The 22,315-nt window shown below is 50.9% G+C and carries 19 protein-coding genes; 10 read left to right on the forward strand and 9 right to left on the reverse strand.

Features of this window, described 5'->3' with window-relative positions; translation table 11 throughout:
- Positions 1 to 96: 96 nt before the first annotated feature.
- Positions 97 to 930, reverse strand: coding sequence for a helix-turn-helix transcriptional regulator (locus GOM71_RS13280; protein WP_156281827.1), 834 nt, complete (start codon positions 928 to 930; stop codon positions 97 to 99).
- A 150-nt stretch (positions 931 to 1,080) separates the two neighbouring features.
- Between GOM71_RS13280 and GOM71_RS13285 the strand changes: the two genes are divergently transcribed.
- Complete coding sequence (locus GOM71_RS13285; RefSeq protein WP_156281829.1) at positions 1,081 to 3,144, forward strand: beta-galactosidase; 2,064 nt, start codon at positions 1,081 to 1,083, stop codon at positions 3,142 to 3,144.
- On the opposite strand, the gene GOM71_RS13290 is transcribed toward GOM71_RS13285, so the two are convergent.
- The 5 genes from GOM71_RS13290 to GOM71_RS13310 form a co-directional block, all read right to left on the reverse strand.
- Positions 3,141 to 3,365 carry a hypothetical protein gene (locus GOM71_RS13290; RefSeq protein ID WP_156281831.1) on the reverse strand — a complete coding sequence of 75 codons (225 nt, stop codon included), beginning with the start codon at positions 3,363 to 3,365 and terminating at the stop codon, positions 3,141 to 3,143. The two genes, GOM71_RS13285 and GOM71_RS13290, sit on opposite strands and share 4 nt — an antisense overlap.
- Positions 3,362 to 3,643: a DUF6171 family protein gene (locus GOM71_RS13295; RefSeq protein ID WP_156281833.1), complete on the reverse strand. Its 282-nt coding sequence runs from the start codon at positions 3,641 to 3,643 to the stop codon at positions 3,362 to 3,364. Before GOM71_RS13295 ends, GOM71_RS13290 begins: the two co-directional genes overlap by 4 nt.
- A gap of 7 nt (positions 3,644 to 3,650) precedes the next feature.
- On the reverse strand, positions 3,651 to 5,141 hold the full coding sequence (locus tag GOM71_RS13300; RefSeq protein ID WP_367649596.1) for an alpha-N-arabinofuranosidase: 1,491 nt from the start codon (positions 5,139 to 5,141) through the stop codon (positions 3,651 to 3,653).
- Positions 5,142 to 5,389: 248 nt separating this feature from the next.
- Positions 5,390 to 7,285: an ABC transporter ATP-binding protein gene (locus GOM71_RS13305; RefSeq protein ID WP_483311043.1), complete on the reverse strand. Its 1,896-nt coding sequence runs from the start codon at positions 7,283 to 7,285 to the stop codon at positions 5,390 to 5,392.
- Positions 7,282 to 9,009 (reverse strand): ABC transporter ATP-binding protein, encoded by a 1,728-nt coding sequence (locus tag GOM71_RS13310; protein ID WP_367649597.1) that lies wholly within the window; start codon positions 9,007 to 9,009, stop codon positions 7,282 to 7,284. The genes GOM71_RS13305 and GOM71_RS13310 overlap by 4 nt, the downstream gene beginning before the upstream one ends.
- 327 nt (positions 9,010 to 9,336) lie before the next feature.
- On the opposite strand from GOM71_RS13310, the gene GOM71_RS13315 reads away from it, so the two are divergent.
- A complete protein-coding gene (locus GOM71_RS13315; protein ID WP_253944833.1) occupies positions 9,337 to 9,792 on the forward strand; it encodes a C40 family peptidase in 456 nt (151 codons plus the stop codon).
- A 311-nt stretch (positions 9,793 to 10,103) separates the two neighbouring features.
- On the opposite strand, the gene GOM71_RS13320 is transcribed toward GOM71_RS13315, so the two are convergent.
- Positions 10,104 to 11,036 carry a manganese-dependent inorganic pyrophosphatase gene (locus tag GOM71_RS13320; RefSeq protein ID WP_156281839.1) on the reverse strand — a complete coding sequence of 311 codons (933 nt, stop codon included), beginning with the start codon at positions 11,034 to 11,036 and terminating at the stop codon, positions 10,104 to 10,106.
- A gap of 259 nt (positions 11,037 to 11,295) precedes the next feature.
- Between GOM71_RS13320 and GOM71_RS13325 the strand changes: the two genes are divergently transcribed.
- From GOM71_RS13325 to GOM71_RS13345, 5 genes are all read left to right on the forward strand, one after another.
- The gene (locus tag GOM71_RS13325; protein ID WP_156281841.1) at positions 11,296 to 12,072 is read left to right on the forward strand and encodes a Cof-type HAD-IIB family hydrolase; all 777 of its coding nucleotides are present in this window, start codon (positions 11,296 to 11,298) and stop codon (positions 12,070 to 12,072) included.
- Between the two features lie 147 nt (positions 12,073 to 12,219).
- On the forward strand, positions 12,220 to 13,086 hold the full coding sequence (locus GOM71_RS13330; protein ID WP_156281843.1) for a VOC family protein: 867 nt from the start codon (positions 12,220 to 12,222) through the stop codon (positions 13,084 to 13,086).
- Positions 13,087 to 13,127: 41 nt separating this feature from the next.
- Positions 13,128 to 13,817, forward strand: a complete 690-nt coding sequence (locus GOM71_RS13335; RefSeq protein WP_156281845.1) for a metal-dependent hydrolase — start codon at positions 13,128 to 13,130, stop codon at positions 13,815 to 13,817.
- Positions 13,818 to 13,841: 24 nt separating this feature from the next.
- Complete coding sequence (locus tag GOM71_RS13340) at positions 13,842 to 14,534, forward strand: response regulator transcription factor (RefSeq protein WP_367649598.1); 693 nt, start codon at positions 13,842 to 13,844, stop codon at positions 14,532 to 14,534.
- Entirely contained in the window at positions 14,531 to 16,096 is a 1,566-nt protein-coding gene (locus GOM71_RS13345; RefSeq protein ID WP_156281847.1) for a sensor histidine kinase, read from the forward strand. The genes GOM71_RS13340 and GOM71_RS13345 overlap by 4 nt, the downstream gene beginning before the upstream one ends.
- A gap of 78 nt (positions 16,097 to 16,174) precedes the next feature.
- Here the strand turns inward: GOM71_RS13345 and GOM71_RS13350 are convergent, their stop codons facing one another.
- Positions 16,175 to 17,404 (reverse strand): purple acid phosphatase family protein, encoded by a 1,230-nt coding sequence (locus GOM71_RS13350; RefSeq protein WP_156281849.1) that lies wholly within the window; start codon positions 17,402 to 17,404, stop codon positions 16,175 to 16,177.
- A 242-nt stretch (positions 17,405 to 17,646) separates the two neighbouring features.
- Here GOM71_RS13350 and GOM71_RS13355 point away from each other — a divergent pair, with 242 nt between their 5' ends.
- The 3 genes from GOM71_RS13355 to GOM71_RS13365 are packed head-to-tail and all read left to right on the forward strand — an operon-like array spanning position 17,647 to position 21,025.
- Complete coding sequence (locus tag GOM71_RS13355; protein ID WP_156281851.1) at positions 17,647 to 18,360, forward strand: polyphosphate polymerase domain-containing protein; 714 nt, start codon at positions 17,647 to 17,649, stop codon at positions 18,358 to 18,360.
- A 3-nt stretch (positions 18,361 to 18,363) separates the two neighbouring features.
- Positions 18,364 to 19,074, forward strand: a complete 711-nt coding sequence (locus GOM71_RS13360; protein ID WP_156281853.1) for a DUF4956 domain-containing protein — start codon at positions 18,364 to 18,366, stop codon at positions 19,072 to 19,074.
- A gap of 19 nt (positions 19,075 to 19,093) precedes the next feature.
- A complete protein-coding gene (locus tag GOM71_RS13365) occupies positions 19,094 to 21,025 on the forward strand; it encodes a CotH kinase family protein (protein ID WP_156281855.1) in 1,932 nt (643 codons plus the stop codon).
- A 634-nt stretch (positions 21,026 to 21,659) separates the two neighbouring features.
- Here the strand turns inward: GOM71_RS13365 and GOM71_RS13370 are convergent.
- The gene (locus tag GOM71_RS13370; protein ID WP_156281857.1) at positions 21,660 to 22,298 is read right to left on the reverse strand and encodes an NAD(P)-dependent oxidoreductase; all 639 of its coding nucleotides are present in this window, start codon (positions 22,296 to 22,298) and stop codon (positions 21,660 to 21,662) included.
- Positions 22,299 to 22,315: the final 17 nt, after the last annotated feature.

Raw genomic sequence — 22,315 nt, forward strand, 5'->3', positions numbered from 1 at the left:
CACCCCTCTCTGTTCGAAATTGTCTTCTTCGATAAGATATGACGGGGGTCTACAGGTTGTCCTGAGCGTTCGCACAACAGACCTCTAATTGGACAGTTAACCGAACAGTTCCCGATAAGCCTTGGGCGAGAAACCTGCCTCACGGCGGAAAACGCGAATAAAGTAGCTAGCCTGCGAGAAGCCGACTCTTTCCGCCACCTGTCCGATCGTCATCCGAGACGTAATCAGCAGGCTCTTCGCTGCCGCTATCCGGCAGTCGGTTAAATATTGATTTGGCGTTTTGCCGATGATGGTCTGGAAGATGCGTACAAAATAATAGGTGCTGTAGCCGCTCAGCTCCGCCATCGCGGCAAGCGTCCACGGTTCGCCGCAGCGGGACAAAATTTGGTCGGCAGCCACGCGAATCGATTCCTTCTTCTCCCGCGAGATCGCATATTGCTCCAACGGCTCGGCGTTATGCGCGAGCTCGGCAAGCACTTCATACAGAAGCGCTGACATGCGCGGCTCCTCTCTCGTCTCGAACGGTTCGCAAAGCTTATACATCGCATTCATCACTTGAGCGCACCGTTCCAGATCGGCAGATGTGAACAGCTTAAGCCCTTGATTGCCTTCGCCGGCAACAAGCGGCAGCCCGGCTGCTGCTTTGAAATGGATCCAGCGGACGTCCCACGGCAAATCCGGATCGGTTCCGTATCGCTGCTCGGCTTTTCTCGAATAAAGAAATCCGTCGCCGGCCTGAAGAATGGTCCTGCCTCTTTCGTGCTCGACATATCCTTGTCCGCTAAAGACAAGATGCAAATTGTAATAGTCCATCATCCCCTCCGGACGATGCTCGCGATGCTGCGGAAACTCGCTGTAACGGCCAAACGATTCCGGATAGCAAATATATTTGGTTATGGCAGGCTCCGGCAAGTAATAGTGAGTTCGCATGATGCTTCCTCCATTTTGAAAGAATCGCAATATTTTATTATTTAAACGCAATATTCGATTATTTACGGATGAATACGACCATTTTACAATAATAGTGGAACTAATAAAATCGCAAAATATTATTATATAAATCGAAAGCGAGGACTAACGATGCCACTTACTGCCGATCAATTCCATTTGGGAGCCTGCTACTATCCGGAGCATTGGGACCCATCCTTGTGGGAAGACGATTTGCGCCGCATGAAGGAGCTTCATTTCTCAGTCATTCGGATCGCCGAATTTGCCTGGTCGATATTTGAGCCGGAGGAGGGCGTATTCAGCTTCGAGCTGTTCGACCGTTTTCTCGACGAGGCTGTCAAGCAGGATGTGAAAGTCATTCTTGGCACACCAACGGCAACGCCTCCTGCTTGGCTGACGCAAAAATATCCGGAGGTGCTGAACGTCAGCTTCGAGGGCGTAACGCTGCAGCACGGCTTGCGTCGCCATTACAATTACAGCAGTCCGAAATATCGGGAGCTGTCAGCCCGTATTACGCTTGAAATGGCCAAACATTACTGCGACCATCCCGCCGTTGTCGGCTGGCAGCTGGACAACGAGTTCAACTGTGAAATCGGCGTCTATTACGCTGATGCCGACCATCTCGCGTTTCGGGAATGGCTCAAAGCGAAATATGGCACGCTGGAGAAGCTGAATGCCGCTTGGGGCGCCGTTTTTTGGAATCAGACCTACTCCGACTGGGAGCAAGTGTTTCTGCCGCGCCCAACGCCTGGAGGCTATCAGCCAAATCCGCATCAAGCGCTCGATGAAAAACGATTTATCTCGGACAACACGATTTCCTATGCCAAATTGCAGGCTGACATCTTGCGCAAGCATGCGCCAAACCAATGGGTAACGACAAACGGCTTGTTCGGTCACTTGGATAATCATCGAATGACAGATGAGCTGCTTGATTTTTTCAGCTATGATTCCTATCCGCAATTTTCTTCAATTAGCAGCGATCCGAATGAAAGCAATCCGCTCGCAGATCGCGGCTGGAGCTTGAGCCTGAGTACCGTGCGTTCCATTTCGCCGAATTTCTGCATTATGGAGCAGCAGTCCGGACCGGGGGGCTGGGTCGGCAAGATGGACATGCCGTCTCCGAAGCCGGGGCAAATGCGCCTCTGGACGTATCAATCGATTGCGCACGGCGCAGATATGGTGCTCTTCTTCCGCTGGCGCACCGCAACGTTCGGCAATGAAATTTACTGGCACGGCATTAACGACTACCACAATCGTCCGAACCGCCGGGTACGCGAGGCCGGGCGCATCGGAGCCGAGCTGTCGGCTGCTGGCAATGCTATAATCGGCTCCCGATATCAAGCGGAAGTTGCGATCGTGCGCGATTACGATAATGAATGGGACGGCGAATACGATGTATGGCATGGACCGGGGGGCTGGAAGAGCGGCAGGGAATGGTTCAAGGCGCTGCAAAGACGCCACATTCCAAGCGATGTTTGCTATATGCAACGAGATACGACAGTAGCGGATCTGCAGCGTTACTCGACGCTTATTTACCCGCACCCGGCCATTCTGCGCGATGAAACGGCAGCGCTTCTGGAACAATATGTGCAAGGGGGCGGAACGGTTATTTTTGGCTGCCGAACCGGCTACAAGGATGAGAACGGCCATTGCTATATGCGGCCTTTTCCAGGAGCTGCGGCCCAATTGTGCGGTATAACGGTTGAAGAGTTTACGAAAATAAAAGGAAACCGCAAGCCAACGCTTATGAAGTGGAACGACGGCGTTGCAGAGCTGACGTCAGCGGAAGATTTCAACGATATTTTGGCGATTGAAAGCGAGTCCGTTGAAATTGTTGCCGAATATGCGACCGACTACTATTCGGGCAAACCTGCCGTAACGCGCAACCGTTTCGGCAAAGGTTCGGCATGGTACTTCGGCGCGGTATTTACAGAAGCCGCCGCAGCTCGCATCATCGGAATGCTCGGCTTAGAGTCGCCGGTTGCTGCTTGGGCGGAATTGCCTCCGTCGGTCGAGCTTGCGATTCGCGAGGGAGAAGCCGGCAAGCTCGCTTTCCTGCTGAACTATAGTGAAGAACCGGCTTCCATTCACTTAAAGCAGGATAAGACGGATCTGCTGTCCGGCGAAAAATTAAGCGGCGTTACGGAGCTGGAGCCTTTCGGGGTTGTTGTACTGCAAGTTGAACCGCTGTCCTAACGGATGAACGCAGCAAGAAAGAGCGTCCCGATCGTCATTGTCAATGACGGACGGGACGCTCTTTCTTTATAACAAATGATGCGTTTGATTGTCGGGCTGCAGCTTCGGCTGATCAAGCAGAAGGCCGTTCGGCTCCCTGCCTGCCAATGGAAAAGATCGCCGCTGTCTGCGGCATACGTATGCGAACCGATTGGATCGCGAAACAATGGTGCCGCGGTCACGCTTCTGCCGCCTCCTCTGCGTGCCATCGCCGGTCATTTGCGTTCGGGCAGCTGCGATTGCGGTATTTCGCCGCGACTCGGACGATACAGCCGCAAACGAGGCAAGTCGTCCCGTCCATCAATTTCGGACAGGCGCTGCACTCGCTAAGCCGCGCTTCATATACATCATCCGAAACGCTAACCGGATATTGGAACATCGGAGCAGCCAGTATGCGCTGAATTTGCTCCTCTGTCACTTTATAGCTGTCGCTGCAGCCTTTGCAGCCTCGATTTTTCATCTGAGGCTTAAGCTTCTACAATCTCAAGCACTGTGACCGACATCGGCGAAAGCTTCACCGAAAGCGTTCCGCCCTGTACAGTGAAGGCGCTGAATGGTTTCGGCTGAACGCTGTTTGGCGACTCGAAGCTGTTATGCGCGTCAAGCTGATCCGCTGTAAGCTCTGTGCCAAGCACTTTGAAGCTGCCGCCAGATAGTCCGCGAAGTTCGACGCTGACGTCCGCTCCGTTCTGATGATGAAGATTGCACAAACTTACGTGAAGCTTGCCTTCGCTGTCGCGGGAGGCCGATACGGACAGCTGATCGATTTGCTCGCCGTTCAATTCATAAAGGTCGCTTTCATAGTTCGTTTGCACAAGCGTCGCGTCCTGATGCACTTTGTACATGTCGAGGACATGATACGTAGGCGTCAGAATCATTTTCTCGCCTTCCGTCAGGATGACCGATTGCAGCACGTTGACGATTTGCGCGAGGTTCGCCATTACGACACGGTCGCTATGCTCGTGGAAAATGTTCAAATTGATGCCGGCTACCAGCGCATCGCGAATCGTATTTTGCTGATATAGAAATCCTGGATTTGTGCCTGGCTCCACATCGTACCAAGTGCCCCACTCATCGATAATCATACCGACGCGCTTGTCCGGATCGTACTTATCCATAATAGCGGAATGTTTCGTAATGAGCTCTTCCATGCGAAGCGTATTTTTGAGCGTGGAGAACCACTTGCTGTCGTCAAAGCCCAACGCTGGGCCTTTATCTTCCCAGCTGCCAGGGAATGTGTAGTTGTGAAGGCTGATTGCGTCCATATGTTTATGAGCAATGCTCATGACGACATCCATCCAATTGTAATCGTCGACGTTCGGACCGCATGCGATTTTATAAATTTTGTTGTCGCCATAGTTGCGGACAAACGTTTGATATTGACGGTAGAGATCCGCATAAAACTCAGGACGCATGTTGCCGCCGCAGCCCCAATTCTCGTTGCCTACGCCGAAATATTTCAGCTTCCACGGCTTCTCGCGGCCGTTTTCTTTACGCAAGTCGGCCATTGGAGATACGCCGTCGAATGTCAAATATTCCACCCATTCCGACATTTCTTGAACGGTTCCGCTGCCAACATTGCCGGAAATATAAGGTTCGCAGCCTAGCAGCTCGCAAAGCAGCATAAATTCATGTGTGCCGAAATGGTTGTTCTCCAGCACGCCGCCCCAGTGCGTGTTAATCATCCGCTTGCGTCCTTCACGCGGACCGATGCCGTCTTTCCAGTGATACTCGTCTGCGAAACAGCCTCCCGGCCAGCGAAGAACCGGAATTTGCAGGTTTCGAAGCGCTTCCACGACATCGTTGCGAATGCCTTGCGTGTTTGGAATAACCGAATCCTCGCCTACCCAGAAACCCTCGTAAATACAGCGTCCCAAATGCTCAGAGAAATGACCGTAAATGTTGCGATTGATTTTAGATTTTGCGATGTCCGCATTAATTGTCACTTTATTGGCCACAATGGAGTCCTCCAAACGAATATGTTGAATTTATAATATCATTAATCAGTAATCAATAATATTAATTTAGTTTTATCATAACGAATCCGGGCGGCAGAATCAACCTTTAAATCGGCTGCAAGCCGAATGCTCCGTTTGGCATCAACCTTATCAAAATAACTAAAGTGCATAAAAAAGAAGCCTTCACCTTTTTCGAATAGGCTTTCAGCCAGCCATTCGAAAAAAGAGAGGCTTCTTATACAGTTTCACTACACCGCATTCGTATCCGCTTGGATTGACTTTCCTGTAAACTGGCTGTTATAGAGGTCGGCGTAGAAGCCATGACGGGAAAGCAGCTCCGTGTGTGTGCCTTGCTCGATAATCGTCCCTTTATCCATGACAAGAATAAGATCGGCATCGCGAATTGTGGAGAGCCGATGGGCGATTACAAAGCTCGTTCGGCCCTGCATCAGATCATTCATCGCTTTTTGAATATAAACTTCGGTACGCGTATCGACGCTGCTCGTCGCTTCGTCGAGGATGAGAATAGACGGATCGGCCAGTATCGCCCGGGCAATCGTCAACAACTGCTTCTGCCCTTGCGAAATGTTCGACGCCTCCTCGTTCAGAATGGTATCGTAGCCGTCTGGAAGCGTGCGGATGAAATGGTCTGCATGCGCCGCTTTCGCAGCCTCCACAATTTCCTCCTCGCTGGCGCCTTCCCGTCCGTAGCCGATATTGTCGCGAATCGTGCCGTTAAATAACCATGTATCCTGAAGCACCATGCCGAACATGCGGCGCAAGCCGCTTCTTTGCATCGCGGTAATCGGCACGCCGTCAATCGCAATTTGTCCATCCTGCAGCTCATAGAACCTCATCAGCAAATTGATGAGCGTCGTTTTCCCTGCCCCTGTCGGACCGACAATCGCCACGGTTTGCCCAGACTTCACATCGATATTCATATTATCAATAAGCGCTTTCTCCGGGCTGTAGCCGAATTTGACCCGTTCAAACCGCACATTCCCCTTCGGCGCGGCAATCGTCTTCGCATCGCTCGCTTCCGGCTCCTCTTCCTCCTCGTCCAGCAGCTCAAACACCCTTTCAGCCGAAGCAATCGTCGACTGAATAACGTTCGAGATCGTTGCGAGCTGCGTAATCGGCATTGTGAACTGTCTCGTATATGTGATAAAAGCCAAAATATCGCCGAGCTCAATCGCCCGTTTCGTCACTAGAACACCGCCGACAATGCTGACAAAAACGTAACCGATATTGCCGATCAAGGTCATAATCGGCATAATAATTCCCGAAACAAACTGCGCGCGCCAGCCCGACTCATAAAGCTTTTCATTCATTTCGTTGAACTGCTCGAGCGATTTCCGCTCATGCCCGAATGCTTTAACGATTTTATGGCCGGTGTACATTTCCTCGACATGGCCGTTCAGCTTGCCAAGCTCCGCTTGCTGCCGGACAAACTGCACTTGCGATTTTTTGGCGATAACGCCTGCGGCGACGAGGCTGACCGGAATGGTTAGAAACACGATCAACGTCATTAGCGGACTTATGGTCAGCATCATGATGATTACGCCAACGAGAGTAATAAACGAAGTAATAAATTGGGTCAAGCTTTGCTGCAGCGTCGTGCTTATATTGTCCACATCATTCACGACGCGGCTTAATATTTCCCCGTTTGTCCGCGAGTCGTAAAACTTCAACGGCAGGCGCGCGAACTTCTCGTTCACCTGCTTGCGCAAATCATAGACGGTACGCTGGGCGACTCCAGCCATCATATATTGCTGCAAATAGCTGAACAATGAACTGATGACATAGAGCGCCGCCAGTTTGATCAGAATGATGTTAACGACGTCAAAATCGATTTTTGCGCCGATCAGCCCCTTGGACAGCTCCGTCACTGCCTTGCCTGTTACATCAGGACTGTAAATGCTGAATAAGGTGCTCAGCGCCGCAGCCAGTACGACAAATACCAGCTTGAAGCGATGCGGCTTCAAATACGCGATAAGCCGTACAAGCGTCTGGCGAAAGTTTTTCGCCTTTTGCACCGGCATGCCCATGCCGCCAAACCCCGGAGGCCCCATGCCAGGCCCGCGCATCGGACCGCCAGGCGCTGGGCGGCCGGTTCCTCCGCCCGATCGTGTATGCTCGCTCATGCAATCTCCTCCTCTGACAGCTGCGAAGCTACGATTTCGCGGTAAACCTCGGATGTATCCAGCAGCTCGCGATGGCTCCCGATGCCAGCGATTCGGCCATCCTCCAATACAATGATACGATCCGCATCCATAACGGTACTGACACGCTGCGCGACGATCAATACCGTCGCTTCGGAAATCTCCGAACGGAGTGCCGCCCGCAGCTTCGCGTCGGTCTTGAAATCAAGCGCCGAGAAACTGTCGTCGAACAAATAAATCTCAGGCCGGCGCACGAGCGCGCGCGCAATGGAAAGCCGTTGCTTCTGCCCTCCCGATACGTTGCTGCCGCCCTGCGCAATGACCGCGGCGTAACCGTTCTCCATCCCTGCGATAAACTCCGTCGCTTGCGCAATTTCGGCTGCCTGACGAACCTCTTCGTCCGTTGCATTTTCCTTGCCAAATCGAATATTGTCCGATACTGTGCCCGTAAAAAGAACCGCCTTTTGCGGCACGAAGCCGATTCGCGAACGCAGACTGTGCTGCGACATCTCCTTCACATCGATGCCATCGACAAGCACTTGTCCTTTTTCCGCATCATAGAAACGCGGAATAAGACTGACGAGTGTTGACTTTCCAGATCCGGTTCCTCCTATAATCGCCGTCACCTCTCCCGGTCCGGCGCTGAATGAAATGCCGGAAATAGCCGGCTCCTCTGCACCCGGGTAGCTGAACGACACGTCGACGAATTCGACGTAGCCTTGCTTGGCACTCGCCTCGACTGCACCCGGACGATCTGTCAAGCTAGGCTCAAGCTCCAGCACTTCATTAATGCGGGCCGCAGACGCTTGAGCGCGCGGAACCATGACGAGCAGCATCGAGAGCATGAGCAGGGAAAACATAATTTGCATCGCATATTGGATAAAAGCCATTAACGAGCCGATCTCCATGTCGCCGCTGTCAATCCGCAATCCACCAAACGCCAGTATGGCAATTGTCGCGAGATTCATCACAAGCATCATTAAAGGCATCATAACCGCCATTATTTTATTTACTTTGACTGCCGTTTCCGTTACATCAGCATTAGCCGCGTCGAAGCGGCGATTCTCATGGTCGATCCGGTTAAACGAACGAATAACTCGAATGCCGGTTAAGCTTTCGCGGAGCACGAGATTAAGCCTGTCGATCTTCTTCTGCATTGCTTTGAAAAGCGGTGTCGCCCGGCCGACAACAAGAAGAATCGCGCCGGCAAGCACGGGAAGCACAACGACCAGCACAAGCGAAAGCTTGGCGTCCTTCGAAACGGCCATAATAATGCCGCCAATGCACATCATCGGCGCCATAATCATCATTCGCATCATCATGATAAGCACTTGCTGAACTTGCGTAATATCATTAGTCGTGCGTGTAATGAGCGAAGCCGTACCGAGCTTATCGAATTCCTGAAGCGAGTAATGCTCAACCTGTGTAAAAACATTGCGGCGTAAAAGCTTGCCAAAGCCTGACGCCGCTTTTGCCGAGAAATAGCTGGCTACAATAGAACAGGCACCGCCGGCTGCCGCAATAAGCAGCATAATTCCGCCGACCTTCCATATGTACGGCGTGTCGCCTTTCGTAACACCAATGTCAACAATATCCGCCATCAGCGTCGGCAAATATAAATCAGCCAGTGTTTGCAAGAACACAAAAAACAATACGAATGCGACAAAAAGACGGTACGGCTTCAAAAAACGGAACAGCTTTAACACGGCATCATCTCCACCTATTTTAATTCATTTAACCTTAATTAATTTAGTTCTAAAACAATGAGCAATCTGATTATAATTGTCCGCATTTCTCGAGTCAACGCAAAATGAGATTAATAAGTTGCTTTCATGAGTGAATTCTCATTTAAATCTCATAAAGCAGAAAATGGCTATGTAAACGTAGTTATTTTCTCTAATTGTGCCAATTTGCCCATTTTTGAATGTGGTATAGTAGATTTTGTCGAGATGAACCTCAAATTCGAAATGAATAATAAGAATGCGAAAGGACACCTTACATCTATGAAAAACACTAAATCCTTCAATAATATAATGAAACTGACGTTATGCGCTGCAATCGGCATTTCCGCATTTGCTTTTGGCTTCTCCGCGAACAAAGCGGAAGCGGCAACACCCGAGACTCTTGAATTGATCAGCAACGGCAAAGACTTTATTGGAACGCCTTATAAATACGGCGCTCCCGCAGGCGTTACATATGCTTTCGACTGTTCTTCCTTCACGCAATACATGTTCAACGGTTTGGACGTTGACTTGCCGCGCTCCAGCAGCGCGCAAGCTAAGGTCGGCGTCAAAGTTCCAAAGACGGAGCTTAGCGTAGGCGATCTTGTTTTCTTTAAAACAAACGGCACCTCGATCAGCCATGTTGCCATTTACGCGGGCTCGAGCAAAATTTTGCACAGCTCCAGCAGCAAAGGCGTTACGATCTCCAACATGGACAGCGCCTACTGGAAAAAATATTACGTGACGGCACGGCGCGTCTTTAATTAAAGATTACCAAATAATGGGCAGCTCCATTCATGGGGTTGCCCTTATTATGTTGCAGTGCTCCGTCTCGCCTCCAGCGAACCTATTCGCAATATACGGAAGCAAATTTCGCTGTCCAGCTTCTTAACTCGGCGTTTCCCCCGATTAACGAGCCTAGCTTCGCTTTCCAGGAACACTAGTTCGCTATTAACGCAAAAGAATTCGCTATTGTCCGGATTCAGCTCAACAAATCAAAGTCGAACGAACGCGCGCACCCGACATAATAAAAGCCCTCTCGCTTCATTAATAAGATGCGGAGGGCTTTCACTTTACTTTTACAGGCTGCTCAACGTTTCAGTCAGAACAGGCACGATTTGCGATTTGCGCGATACAACGCCTTTCAAAACCGCTTTGTTGTCAACAAGCGTTACGTTGTAAGCTTTTTCTACTGCTTCTGTTTTGCTGCCAAGCGTCAGAGCAACGGAATCGCTGTTCAGGATATCCGTTACGACAAACACAAACAGGTCAAGGCCTTTAGCTGCGATAATGCCGTTCAGCGCTTGCTCCAGTTCAGCTTGGCGAACGAGCACGTCGTTCACGTCAATTGCGTTTACTTGCGCGATTTCAACTTTGCAGCTGCCCATTTGGAACTCTTTCGCGTCGAGGGAAATAAGCTGCTCGATTGTTTTGTCGCTCAGGTTAGCGCCTGCTTTCAGCATTTCCAGACCGTAAACGTCAGCGTCAACGCCAGCGATCGCTGCAAGCTCTTTAGCTGCTGCAACGTCTTGCTCTGTGCAAGTCGGCGATTTGAACAGCAAGGAATCGGAAATGATTGCGGAAAGCATCAGGCCGGCCATTTCTTTGCCGATCGCTACGCCGTTTTCTTTGTACATTTTATTAAGAATCGTTGCTGTGCAGCCAACCGGCTCAGCACGGAAGTATAGCGGGCCGGCCGTCTCGAAATTAGCGATACGGTGGTGGTCGATAACTTCGGCAACGCGAACTTTTTCGATATCGGAAACGCTTTGCTGACGCTCGTTGTGGTCAACGAGAATAACTTGATTTACCTCGTTTGCAACCGTCTCAACAAGACGCGGCGCAGCCGTATTAAAGTAATCGAGCGCATATTGCGTTTCGCCGTTAACTTCGCCAAGTCGAACCGGTTCAACGTCAAAGCCCAATTTTGTTTTCAAATCCGCGTAGGCGATCGCAGAACAGATTGTATCTGTGTCCGGATTTTTATGCCCGAAAATCAACGTTTTTTCCATCGTGTATTCTCCTTATAACTCATATATTGGCGGGAATCCGTTCGAACGAGTCTCGTTCGCGTAAAGCTCAGCCTTCATTATAGCGTATAATTAAATTTATTCCTATTCCATTACAGAGAATAGTGTTAAATGTTAGTGAAAATGCCGCTCCAGCCTTGCCTAATCCGCATTTTAGATGGTATAGTACGACAAAACAAGCATGTGCGGCACAAAACTTTTTGGAGATTTGCAGCACTTGAACAGAACAGGAGATTTCAAGATGACTTATAAAATAGCTTTCTTTGATATCGACGGCACTCTTCTTGACGAAGAAAAACAAATTCCGCAGGACACGATCGAAGCGATCCGCGAGCTTCAAGCAAACGGCGTTGAAGCTGTAATCGCTACCGGCCGCGCGCCTTACTTTTTTGCCCCAATCGCTGAAAAGCTCGGCATCGATTCCTACGTCAGCCTGAACGGCGCATACGTTCAATATAAAGGCAAGCCGATTTACAAACGTCCGATTCCGCGCGCAAGCCTGGAATCGTTTGTCAGCCATGCAGACAAACACGGACACAAGCTGGTGTTCGAAGGCCATGCGGCTTTTTATGCAAACACAGAAGATCATCCGCACATGTTGGATTCGGTTAAGTCGCTGCGGGTCGATCTGCCTGGCTACGACCCTGATTTCTGGAAGTCCGAAGACGTCTATCAAGTGTTCCTCCACTGCACGGAAGAAGAAGAGCATCTCTATGAAGGCGCTGTGCCGGAATTGCGTCTTATCCGCTGGCACAAAACGGCTATGGACGTTTTGAACAGCGACGGCTCCAAGGCGCTTGGCATCGAAGCGCTGCTGAAAGAGCTCGGCATCGCCTCGGAAGAAGCGATCGCCTTCGGCGACGGTCTAAACGATAAAGAAATGCTCGAAGCAGTCGGCCTTGGCGTCGCAATGGGCAACTCGCACGAAGAACTGAAGCCGTTCGCCAACTACATTACGACGCATGTCAGCGAAGGCGGCATCCGAAACGGTCTGCGCTACGCTGGACTCATTAAATAAGCTCATTTATTCCAAATCAAAAAGTCCGCTTATGGAATCACGCCTATGTGATCATAAGCGGACTTTTTAAATGTCGGACTATGTATCTCCTCCGTCATTTTATATTAGAATAGAATCATAGAAACAAACTTGAGGAGGGTCTGCTCAATGTCCTATCGACTTCACCAAGATACCGCTTTAGGCGCAGTAAAACTGAAAATCAGCGAGCTCGACCGTTCCATCGCTTTTTATGAAAAAGTGGTCGGATTAACCGTAACGGAACGTACGGCATATTCGGCAACCTTGTCCGTCCACGAATCGGAACCGCTCGTCCTCCTTGAGCAGATTCCAAATGCAGTCGTTGCACCGCAGCGCAGAAGGACTGCGGGCCTTTATCATTTTGCACTATTGCTCCCGACGCGCGAAGCGCTCGGCCAGACGCTTAAACGGCTAATCGCCGCAGAAATTCCGATCGGACAAGCCGATCATCTCGTCAGCGAGGCGCTATACATATCCGATCCCGACAATAACGGCATCGAGCTTTACGCGGATCGCCCCCGCTCCGACTGGAGAAGAGACGCCAACGGTGACTACGTGATGGCATCCGATCCGATCGATTGGGACGGCTTGCTGGACGCCGCAGGCAGCGATACTTCGCCAATACTGCCTTCCGGCACGATAATCGGCCACGTTCACTTCCACACTGTCGGCCTTGCAGAATCTCGAGCATTTTACACCGATCAGTTAGGCTTCGACATCGTTGGCGACTATGCGCAAATGCGCGCGTTATTTGTTTCTGCAGGCGGTTATCATCACCACATCGGCTTAAACATATGGGCTGGCGCAGGCGCGCCCGCCGCTCAACCAAACGATACCGGACTCGCTTACTTTACAATCCAGTACCCGGATGCGCATGAACTGGCTAAAGCCATCGCTCATTTACGCAGCAAAGGCACAGCCGTTGAAGAAAGCGATGGCACCGCATACACGACCGACCCGTCGAGCATTCGGATCAAGCTCGTTTCCAAATCTTAATCCCGGATTACCCCAATCGACTTCGAGGAGAAATAATTAATATGAAAATAACGTTTCACGGCCATTCATGCATTCAATTGACTGACGGCGGCAACTCGCTCGTCGTTGACCCATTCTTGCGAGGCAATCCGTTAGCCGTCTCCAAACCTGAAGATATTAAAGTAAGCCATATTTTGCTTACGCACGCTCATACGGACCACATTCTCGACGCTGAGCCTATTGCTCGAGCAAACAACGCTTCTGTTATCGCCAATGTCGAGCTTGCTTCCTATATGTCCTGGAAGGGTCTCGAAACGGTCGGCATGAATATCGGCGGAACGCTCGATCTTGGCTTTGCAAAAGTCAAAATGATCCAAGCTTTTCACAGTTCGGGCATTACGATCGCTGAAGAGCAACGGATCATATACGGCGGCATGCCTGCCGGATATATCGTATTCTCCGAAGGCAAAACGATTTTGCATGCCGGCGACACGGCGCTGTTCAGCGATATGAAGATGATCGGAGAACGCCATCCGATTGACGTTGCCTTTATTCCGATCGGCGACCATTTCACAATGGGGCCAGGCGATGCGCTTCAAGCTGCGGAATGGTTTGGCGCCAAGCTCACGATTCCGATGCACTACAACTCTTTTCCGATTATTCGTCAGGATGCAGAGCTTTTTGTTCAACAACTGAAGTCGAACGGCCTCAAGGGACAAGTGCTCGAGCCTGGTGAATCCATTACGATCTAGTTCATTACAGAGGAGAAATGACGAGTGTCTTCCAAGTCAAGCAATGGGATTAAAATATTAATTGCCGATGACGAACCGAGCATTATCCAGTTTCTGGAGCTTGGCCTGTTGGGCGAAGGCTTTGCGGTTCAGACGGCGGCCGATGGAGCCGAAGCGATTCGAATGGCGCAGCATTTCAAACCGCATGTGGCGATTCTCGATGTGATGATGCCCGAACGAAACGGCTTTGAGGTATGCGAGGAGCTGCGCAAAGGCGGCGATCAAGTCGCTGTAATCATGCTAACGGCTAAAGATGAGGTTGAAGACCGCATACGAGGGCTGACGATTGGCGCAGACGACTATGTCGTAAAGCCTTTCAGTTTCGAAGAGCTGCTTGCGCGCATTCAAGCCAGGCTGCGCAACCAGTTTCCATACTTGCTTGGCGACGCGGCGTACGGCCCGTTCCGAATCGACGATCGGCGCAAGGAGCTTTCTTACGATAATCAAATTCTCGAGCTTTCGCCAACCGAGTATGAGCTGCTGAAATTTCTCGTCATACATAATGGCGTCGTCGTCAGCAAGCCGTTTATATTGGAGAAAGTTTGGGGCTATCAATTTGGCGGCGAAGACAACATTGTAGAGGTTTACATCCGTTCGCTGCGCGATAAGCTCAATGACAAGGAGCACCGGCTTATTCGCACGCTGCGGGGAGCCGGCTACCGGCTGGATCTGCCATGAGAAAGGATCGTTCAAAGACATCCAAAGACGGAAGAAAGCCGCGCTCCGGCTCGTTGAAGCTTGAGCTGCTGCGGAGAACCTTGCTCGTCATGGCTGTTCTCTTTCTTATGGTCGGCGCGCTGCAATATGTATTAATGAAGGACTTCATTTATAAAAATAAAGCCGAATCGCTTCAAGCGCAGCTCATGTCCATGCCGCGAGACTGGTTTGGGCACAGCGGGTATGATGCCGGCCCTATGGAGGATGCCGCGTTTCGCAAATTCAGCGTCCCATCGGACTTCGGACCTGACGGAGCGGACAATGCCTCAGACACTTATAGGTTCCCCCCGCCGCAAGCGCCTAATTTGTATCAGCCGGGCATGTCGCTCGCGTTTGTCGATAACGAAGGGAACGTTTACGACCTGTCTCCGGCGAACGGTACGTCAGCGCCACAGCTTTCCAAAGCGCAATATGAACGTATTCGTCAAAAACTTCGCAGCCGCAATGACCGGTTGAGCTATGAAATTGCCAATAACAGCGAAGGCGTGGAACAGCTCCTCGTATTTAAGCAGGCAGGCATGCCGAATAACCCGAACGGCATTTCCCAAGCTGGAACGGAAACGAGCTCCCTTAAGCAAGTGCTGCTGACGCAGCTTGCTATTTTTGCCGGATTGTCCGTGCTCGCGCTAGCCGGGGGACTATCGCTCTACATGCCGATACTTCGCAAAGCGCTTCATCCGTTATCGCGAATTGTCGATGCCGTAGGCCGTACAGATGCGGGAAACTTGACGGACAGGCTGCCTGAGCACCAGGGACAACAGGAAATCGATCAGCTGGCCGTTGCGTTCAACGGCATGCTCGAGCGGCTTGACGACTCCTTTGAGTCGGAGAGAAGAACGACTGAGAGGATGCGCCGCTTTATTGCCGACGCTTCGCACGAGCTGCGAACGCCGCTCACTTCCATTCAAGGCTTTCTGGAAGTTTTGCTGCGCGGCGCTGCCGACAATCCCGAGCAGCTAAAGCGTGCGCTTGGCAGCATGCAGACGGAATCGCGCCGCATCAACAAGCTCGTTGAAGATTTGCTTACGCTTGCCAAGCTCGACCAAGCTCCCGAGCTAAAGCTGTCATCCGTCCAGCTTGACTCTTTGCTGCAAGAAATGGAGCCGCAGCTCCACATCCTTGCCGGCAGCCGTGCCGTCAAGCTGGAGTTGGCGGAGCCTGTATCGGCCGTTTGCCAGCCTGACCAGCTCAAGCAAATTGTGCTAAATCTGTTTCTAAACGCCGTACAGCATACGGATGAGCAGAGCGGCTCCATTGAAGTTGCCCTGCGATATACGGCTGATCGCGAAAGCGTCCAGCTAACGATTGCCGACAATGGCCCAGGAATTCCGCCCGAGCATTTGCCTCATCTGTTCGAACGGTTTTACCGCAGCGAATCATCGCGTACGCGCAAAGCCGGCGGCGCCGGCCTTGGTCTTTCCATATCGAAATCAATCGTCGACGCCCATAACGGGTCAATCGAAGCATATAACAATGGCACAAGCGGCGCCGTATTCCTCGTCCGCATCCCTTGCACACGCTAACTAGAATGAAGTGCCGGCTCCAACAAAAAGCGATCCTTATGCGAAGCTCCATCCGCATAAAGATCGCTTTTAAACGTTTTAATGTTTTAATGTAAATTGATCCAACAGTCCCCCGTCGATGTCATAGGCTTTAAAGCTCAACGTATCGTCTTTGACCGTAATGCCGGCAAACATCGGCTTCCCCTTCTGAAAATGCGCCCGATGGTAAAATTGATCCTCTTTCTTCTCATTCAATTTCGGCCCGGATGCATTTGTCGTGACATATACCGTCCCTTCGCCGTCCCTTACAATGTCGCCGCCTCTTAATGGAAATGAGCGAGAATACTCGTGATTATGCCCTTGAAGCACAAGATCGACGCCGTACTCGTCAAATATTTTTACCCACTCCTTAATTTTTTTGTACATGTTGCCGCCATATGCTCCGCGATGGATCGAGACGATCGTCCACTGCTTGTCGCTCCTGGACAAATTTTGTCTCAGCCACTCCGTTTGTCCCTTTATATTCGATTCTGTATTCAGCATGACAAAATGCACATTGCCGTAATCAAACGAATAGGTTGTCCCTTCGTTCGAGCCTTCCGCACCGTTCGCCGGGACGTTGAAGTGGGAAGAGAAGATCGACGAATCCCCGTCGACTTCATCATGGTTGCCTGTGACAGGCATGAGCGGAACGCTGGTTAGCCATTTTTGCGGCTGCTCAAAAAATGCGGTCCAGCTTTCTTCTCTAATCGGGTCCTCTGTTAAATCGCCGTTATGAACGATAAACGCCGCATCGGGAAATAATTGAAACGCTTTATTCAGCGTGTTTCCCCAAAGCTTGAAGTCATGACGCGTCGTTCCTTGCGAATCGGTCACATTGATAAAAGTTACAGCCTCATTGGCAGATAAGGCCGACGCGGTTCGGAAAGTCGCCGCCTTGCTCCATCCGCCCTCTTTCCCGTCGCCAACCCGGTAAGTATACTCCGTACCGGGCTTTAGCCCTGTCGCCTCCGCGCGATGAACGCCGCGTATGCTGCCTTTCTCGATTCTAACCTCGCTCGATTGGCCGTAAAACATCAGCACTTCATTGCTGTTCTCAAAGGTCGGCTCGTTGCCTTTAACGAGTTGAACGACGGTTTCCAAGCCCGCCCATCTCGTATGCCAAGTAAAGGCGCGCGATGTTGCCGGATCGCTTTTTATAGTTGTGACGATGCTTATCGGTTTATCGGCCTTCACTGCATCGGCATTTTCCAGCCAGATGATTGCTCCCGCTAGCGCCAAGCAGACGGCGGCGATCCCAAACGTTATAATTTTACGATTTATTAACATTTCGTCGCCTCCTAAAAGTTTTGCGAAGCAAAACTTGCTTCGTAAGCATCAGCTTAGTTTTGCGAAGCAAAACTTGCTATGTAAGCATCTAAATTTACCATAAATGCGAGTGGATTGTGAAGTCAAATTACATTCAGCGTACTTTCAGCCAGCGTTAAGTTAAGAATCAGTAAAGACATTTACAATAGCATTTGTAAGCAGCACATGATGCAGATTAGTTGAACTAGAAATGAGGTGTAACGATGAACACAAATTTGAAGTATCGGCATGAGCTGAAGTTTTTTATTAATCATCATCAATATTTCACAATAAAGCAACGATTAAAAAATTTAATGAATCAAGATAAAAATGTCGGCCCAAACGGCGAGTACCATATTCGCAGCCTCTATTTCGACGACATCGGAAACAAAGCGCTTCACGAAAAGCTCGGCGGCATACGCGACCGTTCCAAATACCGGATTCGAATCTATAACGTTCAGGACAACGTGATCCATTTTGAGAAAAAAATTAAATACCGCGATTATATCGCCAAATTGAAGGAGTCGCTTACTCGCGGCATGTACGACCGCATAATGGCAGGCGATTACGAGGTGCTGAACATGCCGGACAAGCCGCTAATGATGGAGCTGTACAACGAAATGAAGCATAAGCTTCTGCGGCCGAAAGTCATTGTCGATTATGTCCGCGAGCCTTATGTGTGCGAGAACGGCAACGTCCGCATTACATTCGACAAGGAGCTGCGGACCGGACTGCATGCTACCGACATTTTCGATCCGAAATTGGATCCAGTGCGGGCGATCGACGAGAATTTAATCATTTTGGAAGTCAAGTTCGACGAGTATATTCCAGCTTACATTCAGACTGCGCTGCAGCTGCAAGGACTGAATCGGCAATCGGCTTCGAAATACGTCATTTGCCGCAAATTTTTGAAATACAACACATGGGAGGATTTTTAAAATATGGAGACAACAACTCAAACCGCGGACACTACCGCAACAAGCTTTACGGACATGCTGAAAAATTCGGTGATCGACAATTTCACATCCGACATCAACATCGCCAAAATGCTTATTTCACTTGGCGTTGCATTTCTCATCGGCTTTTTCATCTACACGCTGTATAAACGGATTTTCAGCGGCGTTCTTTATTCCAAAAGCTTCAACGTCTCGCTGATCGGCATGACCATGGTTACGGCAATGGTCATTCTCGCCGTCAACTCTAACCTTGTGCTGTCGCTCGGTATGGTCGGTGCCCTGTCGATCGTTCGTTTCAGAACGCCGATCAAAGATCCGACTGACCTCATCTTCCTGTTCTGGGCAGCCGCAGCAGGCATCGTTTCGGGCGCTGGCTTCTACTCGCTTGCCATTATCGGCTCGGTCATCGTAGGCCTTATCTTGTTCTTCTTCGTAAAAGGCGGCACAGTCGAAACGCCTTACCTGCTGGTTGTGAACTGTGACAGCGACGCAAGTGAAAAAGCAGTCCACGACCATGTCAACAAAATGGTGAAACGCTACAACGTCAAGCAAAAAACGGTTGCCGGCGGCAATATCGAGATGACGCTTGAAGTGCGTCTTCGCGAGCAGGAAGGCCATTTCATCAATCAGCTTTCCGGTCTTGCCGGAGTAAAAAATGCAGTACTCATCAGCTATAGCGGAGATTATGTATCCTAACGATCGGATGGTGATAGTTATGAAAGCAAAGAAAGGTGTCGCCTTTCTTAGCCTTTGCTCCATCCTCATCGTAGCGGCATTGTCCGGATGCTCGTCGCAGACGGTTTCTTCGGGAGGGGAAACCGCAGGCGGCGCTTCGGATGCGGCGGGCGTTCAAACGGCTTCAGCTACTGTAACCGGTTCGACGTCGAAGGAGGAGCAGTTTTTAGACGAAACGGTATTTCCAAAAGATAAAGTGGTCGATGTCAAAATTACGATCGACGAGGATGAGTTCCAAGATATGCTCGATAATGCAAGCGCTGAGGAAATGAAGCCTGCATCTGTCGAATACAACGGACAAAAATTCGATAATGTCGGCATACGGACAAAAGGCAATCTCAGTTTGCGAAGCGTTGTCCAAATGTCTGACTCCGACCGGTACAGCTTCAAAATTTCGTTTGACGAATATGTCAATCAGCAGCTGGGCGGCATCAGCAAAATCAATCTCAACAATAATTACAGCGACGCATCCTACATGCGGGAGTTTTTGAGCTACGAGCTGGCTGACTCAATGGGTCTGCCAACGCCTAAATTTTCATATGTGAACGTTTATGTAAACGGTGAGCTTTGGGGATTCTACCTCGCAGTAGAGCAAATCGGCGATGCCTACCTCGAACGCAACTTCGGCAACGCTTACGGCGCGCTGTACAAAGCGAACGGCGGCAACGGCAGCGAGTTGAACTGGCTGGAGACGTTGGACTCCTATGCCGGACTCACGCTGAAATCAGAATCGGACAACGGCGGCGTTCTGCTCGATATGCTCGATGAGCTGAACAACGGCACCGATTATGAAAGCGTGCTTGATGTAGAGGAAGCGTTGAAATTTATTGCTCTAAATACGGTTGCAGGCAATTCGGACAGCTATTTGTCTCAGTTGAAGCACAATTACTACTTGTACGAGGACGATGGCATATTCTCTGTTCTGCCATGGGACTATAACATGAGCTTTGGCGGCTTTGGCGGTTCCGGCATCTTAATTGACGAACCTACGTCCGGCGCATTGGCTGATCGGCCGTTAATTGCGAAGCTGCTGGCAGTGGACGAATACAAAGAGAAATATCATCAAATCATTTCCGATATGCTTGAAGGCTACCTTTCCGAAGAAAGCTTTGCCGAACGGACGGAAGAGTTAAAAGCGCTCATATCGGACTACGTGAAAAACGATCCTTCATCGTTCTATACTTATGAACAGTATGAAGAAGGCGTAACTCAAGTCATCTCCTTTAATAAGACGCAAACGGAGAGCATCGCCAAGCAATTGGACGGCTCTTCCCCATCCTCCGGGGACGGCTCTGGCAGCGGTAGTATGGGCGGCTTTGGCGGTATGGGCGGTATGGGCGGTATGGGAATGGGCGGCGGCAACCGCGGCGGACAAGGACAAAACGGCGCCCAGGTCGGCCGTGGCGGCAATATGGGCGGCGCCGCTCCGCAAGGCGGACAAGGCAGCGGCAATGGCGCGGCGGCATTTGATGCGTCGCAGAACGGCAATGTCGTGTTAGCCGCTGCTGCGGCGGAAGGCCAAGCTGACGCCGGCAGCCCGGCGCCGGCTACGCAAGGCGGCGCGGCTGAACAGGGCAGCGATACAGCGCCAAATGCGCAGAACGGCGTACCTGCTCAAGACGACAATGCCGTTCAGGGCGGACAAGGCGGGCGGCAAATGCCAGAGGGCATGGTTCCGCCTGAGGGCAATTTCGGCGGGATGGCGCCTCCGGAGGGCGACTTCCAGGGCGGGCCTGGCGGATTTGGCGGCGGCGGTATGCAAGGCGGACCTGGCGGCGGCTTCGGCGGCTTTGGCAACCAAACGGCCCAGCCACAAGGCAGCGCCAAAGAAGCGGCAACTGCAGGCATCGCAGCCATCCTGCTGCTCGCTTCCGCAGCCTTTATCGCTCTCTACAAGCGGAAACGGCTGTAAACGATAAAGCAAACTCGACCGAACAAACAGCGAGCCTGCTTCGTAATTATGCGAAGCAGGCTCGCTGTTTTGTTCTTTTGCGAAGCATCCCAGCCTCCATCTCTCCCAACGGAACGGCAGGCCGTTACACGTGCGACTTCACGTTGCATCAGCAGCTCTAACGGATCGAAAGGCAGTTAGGAATCGCCGAGAGGGTAATTAGAGGCTTCTTTTAGATAAGAAGCGACATTCCTAACGGAACGGCGAGCCGTTACAGTTCAGATTTCACGTTCCAGCAGCAGCTCTAACGGATCGAAAGGCAGTTAGAAATCATCACTTGGACGAGCAATTAGGTACTGGCCGCAGAGGGAGCCGCATTAGCGAACCTGTTTCGCTTTATTGCGAAACAAAGTTCGCTATTCCAGTTAGTGTGGAGCAGACTTCAACCGCCTGCGAACCGATTTACGCTATCCGTGAACCTGAGTTCGTTAATTGCGCAATCCGGTTCGTTAATGATGTGGAACGGTGGCGTTATGAGCTCCATTAGCGAAAATCGGTTCGCTTTTTTGCGAATCAGGTTCGCTCGGGACCGACGACGGGCCCACCAGCAACAAAAAGCGCCGTCCCGCTAAGCCGGGGGACGACGCTTTTTCCATTACTCTTTTTCCGAAGCGACAGTAAACCGTTCGTTCAAATGCTGCGGATTTTCGATTTCGTCTACAATAGCAATCGCATAATCCTCATAACTGACGTAGCTGTGACCTTTGCTGTTCACAAGCAAAAATTCTGTTCCTTTCATATAGCTGCCCGTTCTTTTGCCAAGCGCGAACTCTGCCGACGGGCTTACAAACGTCCATTTGATGCTGCTTCCGCGGAGAATCTCCAAGTTTTTGCCTTGGTTTGCCGCCGTCGGTTTAACGAAGTCCGGGAATCCCGGCGTATCGATCACGCGAGTCGTTTTGTCAGGGTCGACGTAAAGGCTGCCTGCGCCGCCAACCACGATCAAACGCGGATGGCCGTTCCCTTTCTCGAGCGCTTGAATGAGTACATTGCCCGCATCGACATGCAAATGCTCTTGGCCAAATGGCGCGGCGAACGCATTGACAACTGCATCGAACGGATTCAAATCGTCCGCCGTCAGAGCAAACACGTCCTTCTCAATAACGGCTGCGCCGCTTCCTGCAGCTTTTGAAGCGTCGCGGACGATTGCCGTTACTTCATGGCCTCTATCCAATGCTTCTTTCACAATATTGCTGCCTGCTTTGCCGCTTGCGCCGATTACTGCTATTTTCATCATCATCATCCTCCATA

The sequence above is a fragment of the Paenibacillus sp. NEAU-GSW1 genome (genome assembly GCF_009737085.1).
Lineage (GTDB): Bacteria > Bacillota > Bacilli > Paenibacillales > Paenibacillaceae > Pristimantibacillus.

What these genes read in the sequence shown, in the direction of transcription:
- GOM71_RS13320 (WP_156281839.1), bottom strand. Translation starts at nt 11,036, where the DNA reads ATGGAAAAAACGTTGATTTTCGGGCATAAAAATCCGGACACAGATACA.
- GOM71_RS13345 (WP_156281847.1), top strand. Translation starts at nt 14,531, where the DNA reads ATGAGAAAGGATCGTTCAAAGACATCCAAAGACGGAAGAAAGCCGCGC.
- GOM71_RS13295 (WP_156281833.1), bottom strand. Translation starts at nt 3,643, where the DNA reads ATGAAAAATCGAGGCTGCAAAGGCTGCAGCGACAGCTATAAAGTGACA.
- GOM71_RS13335 (WP_156281845.1), top strand. Translation starts at nt 13,128, where the DNA reads ATGAAAATAACGTTTCACGGCCATTCATGCATTCAATTGACTGACGGC.
- GOM71_RS13325 (WP_156281841.1), top strand. Translation starts at nt 11,296, where the DNA reads ATGACTTATAAAATAGCTTTCTTTGATATCGACGGCACTCTTCTTGAC.
- GOM71_RS13285 (WP_156281829.1), top strand. Translation starts at nt 1,081, where the DNA reads ATGCCACTTACTGCCGATCAATTCCATTTGGGAGCCTGCTACTATCCG.
- GOM71_RS13305 (WP_483311043.1), bottom strand. Translation starts at nt 7,285, where the DNA reads ATGAGCGAGCATACACGATCGGGCGGAGGAACCGGCCGCCCAGCGCCT.
- GOM71_RS13360 (WP_156281853.1), top strand. Translation starts at nt 18,364, where the DNA reads ATGGAGACAACAACTCAAACCGCGGACACTACCGCAACAAGCTTTACG.
- GOM71_RS13355 (WP_156281851.1), top strand. Translation starts at nt 17,647, where the DNA reads ATGAACACAAATTTGAAGTATCGGCATGAGCTGAAGTTTTTTATTAAT.
- GOM71_RS13280 (WP_156281827.1), bottom strand. Translation starts at nt 930, where the DNA reads ATGCGAACTCACTATTACTTGCCGGAGCCTGCCATAACCAAATATATT.
- GOM71_RS13365 (WP_156281855.1), top strand. Translation starts at nt 19,094, where the DNA reads ATGAAAGCAAAGAAAGGTGTCGCCTTTCTTAGCCTTTGCTCCATCCTC.
- GOM71_RS13370 (WP_156281857.1), bottom strand. Translation starts at nt 22,298, where the DNA reads ATGAAAATAGCAGTAATCGGCGCAAGCGGCAAAGCAGGCAGCAATATT.
- GOM71_RS13330 (WP_156281843.1), top strand. Translation starts at nt 12,220, where the DNA reads ATGTCCTATCGACTTCACCAAGATACCGCTTTAGGCGCAGTAAAACTG.
- GOM71_RS13350 (WP_156281849.1), bottom strand. Translation starts at nt 17,404, where the DNA reads ATGTTAATAAATCGTAAAATTATAACGTTTGGGATCGCCGCCGTCTGC.
- GOM71_RS13315 (WP_253944833.1), top strand. Translation starts at nt 9,337, where the DNA reads ATGAAACTGACGTTATGCGCTGCAATCGGCATTTCCGCATTTGCTTTT.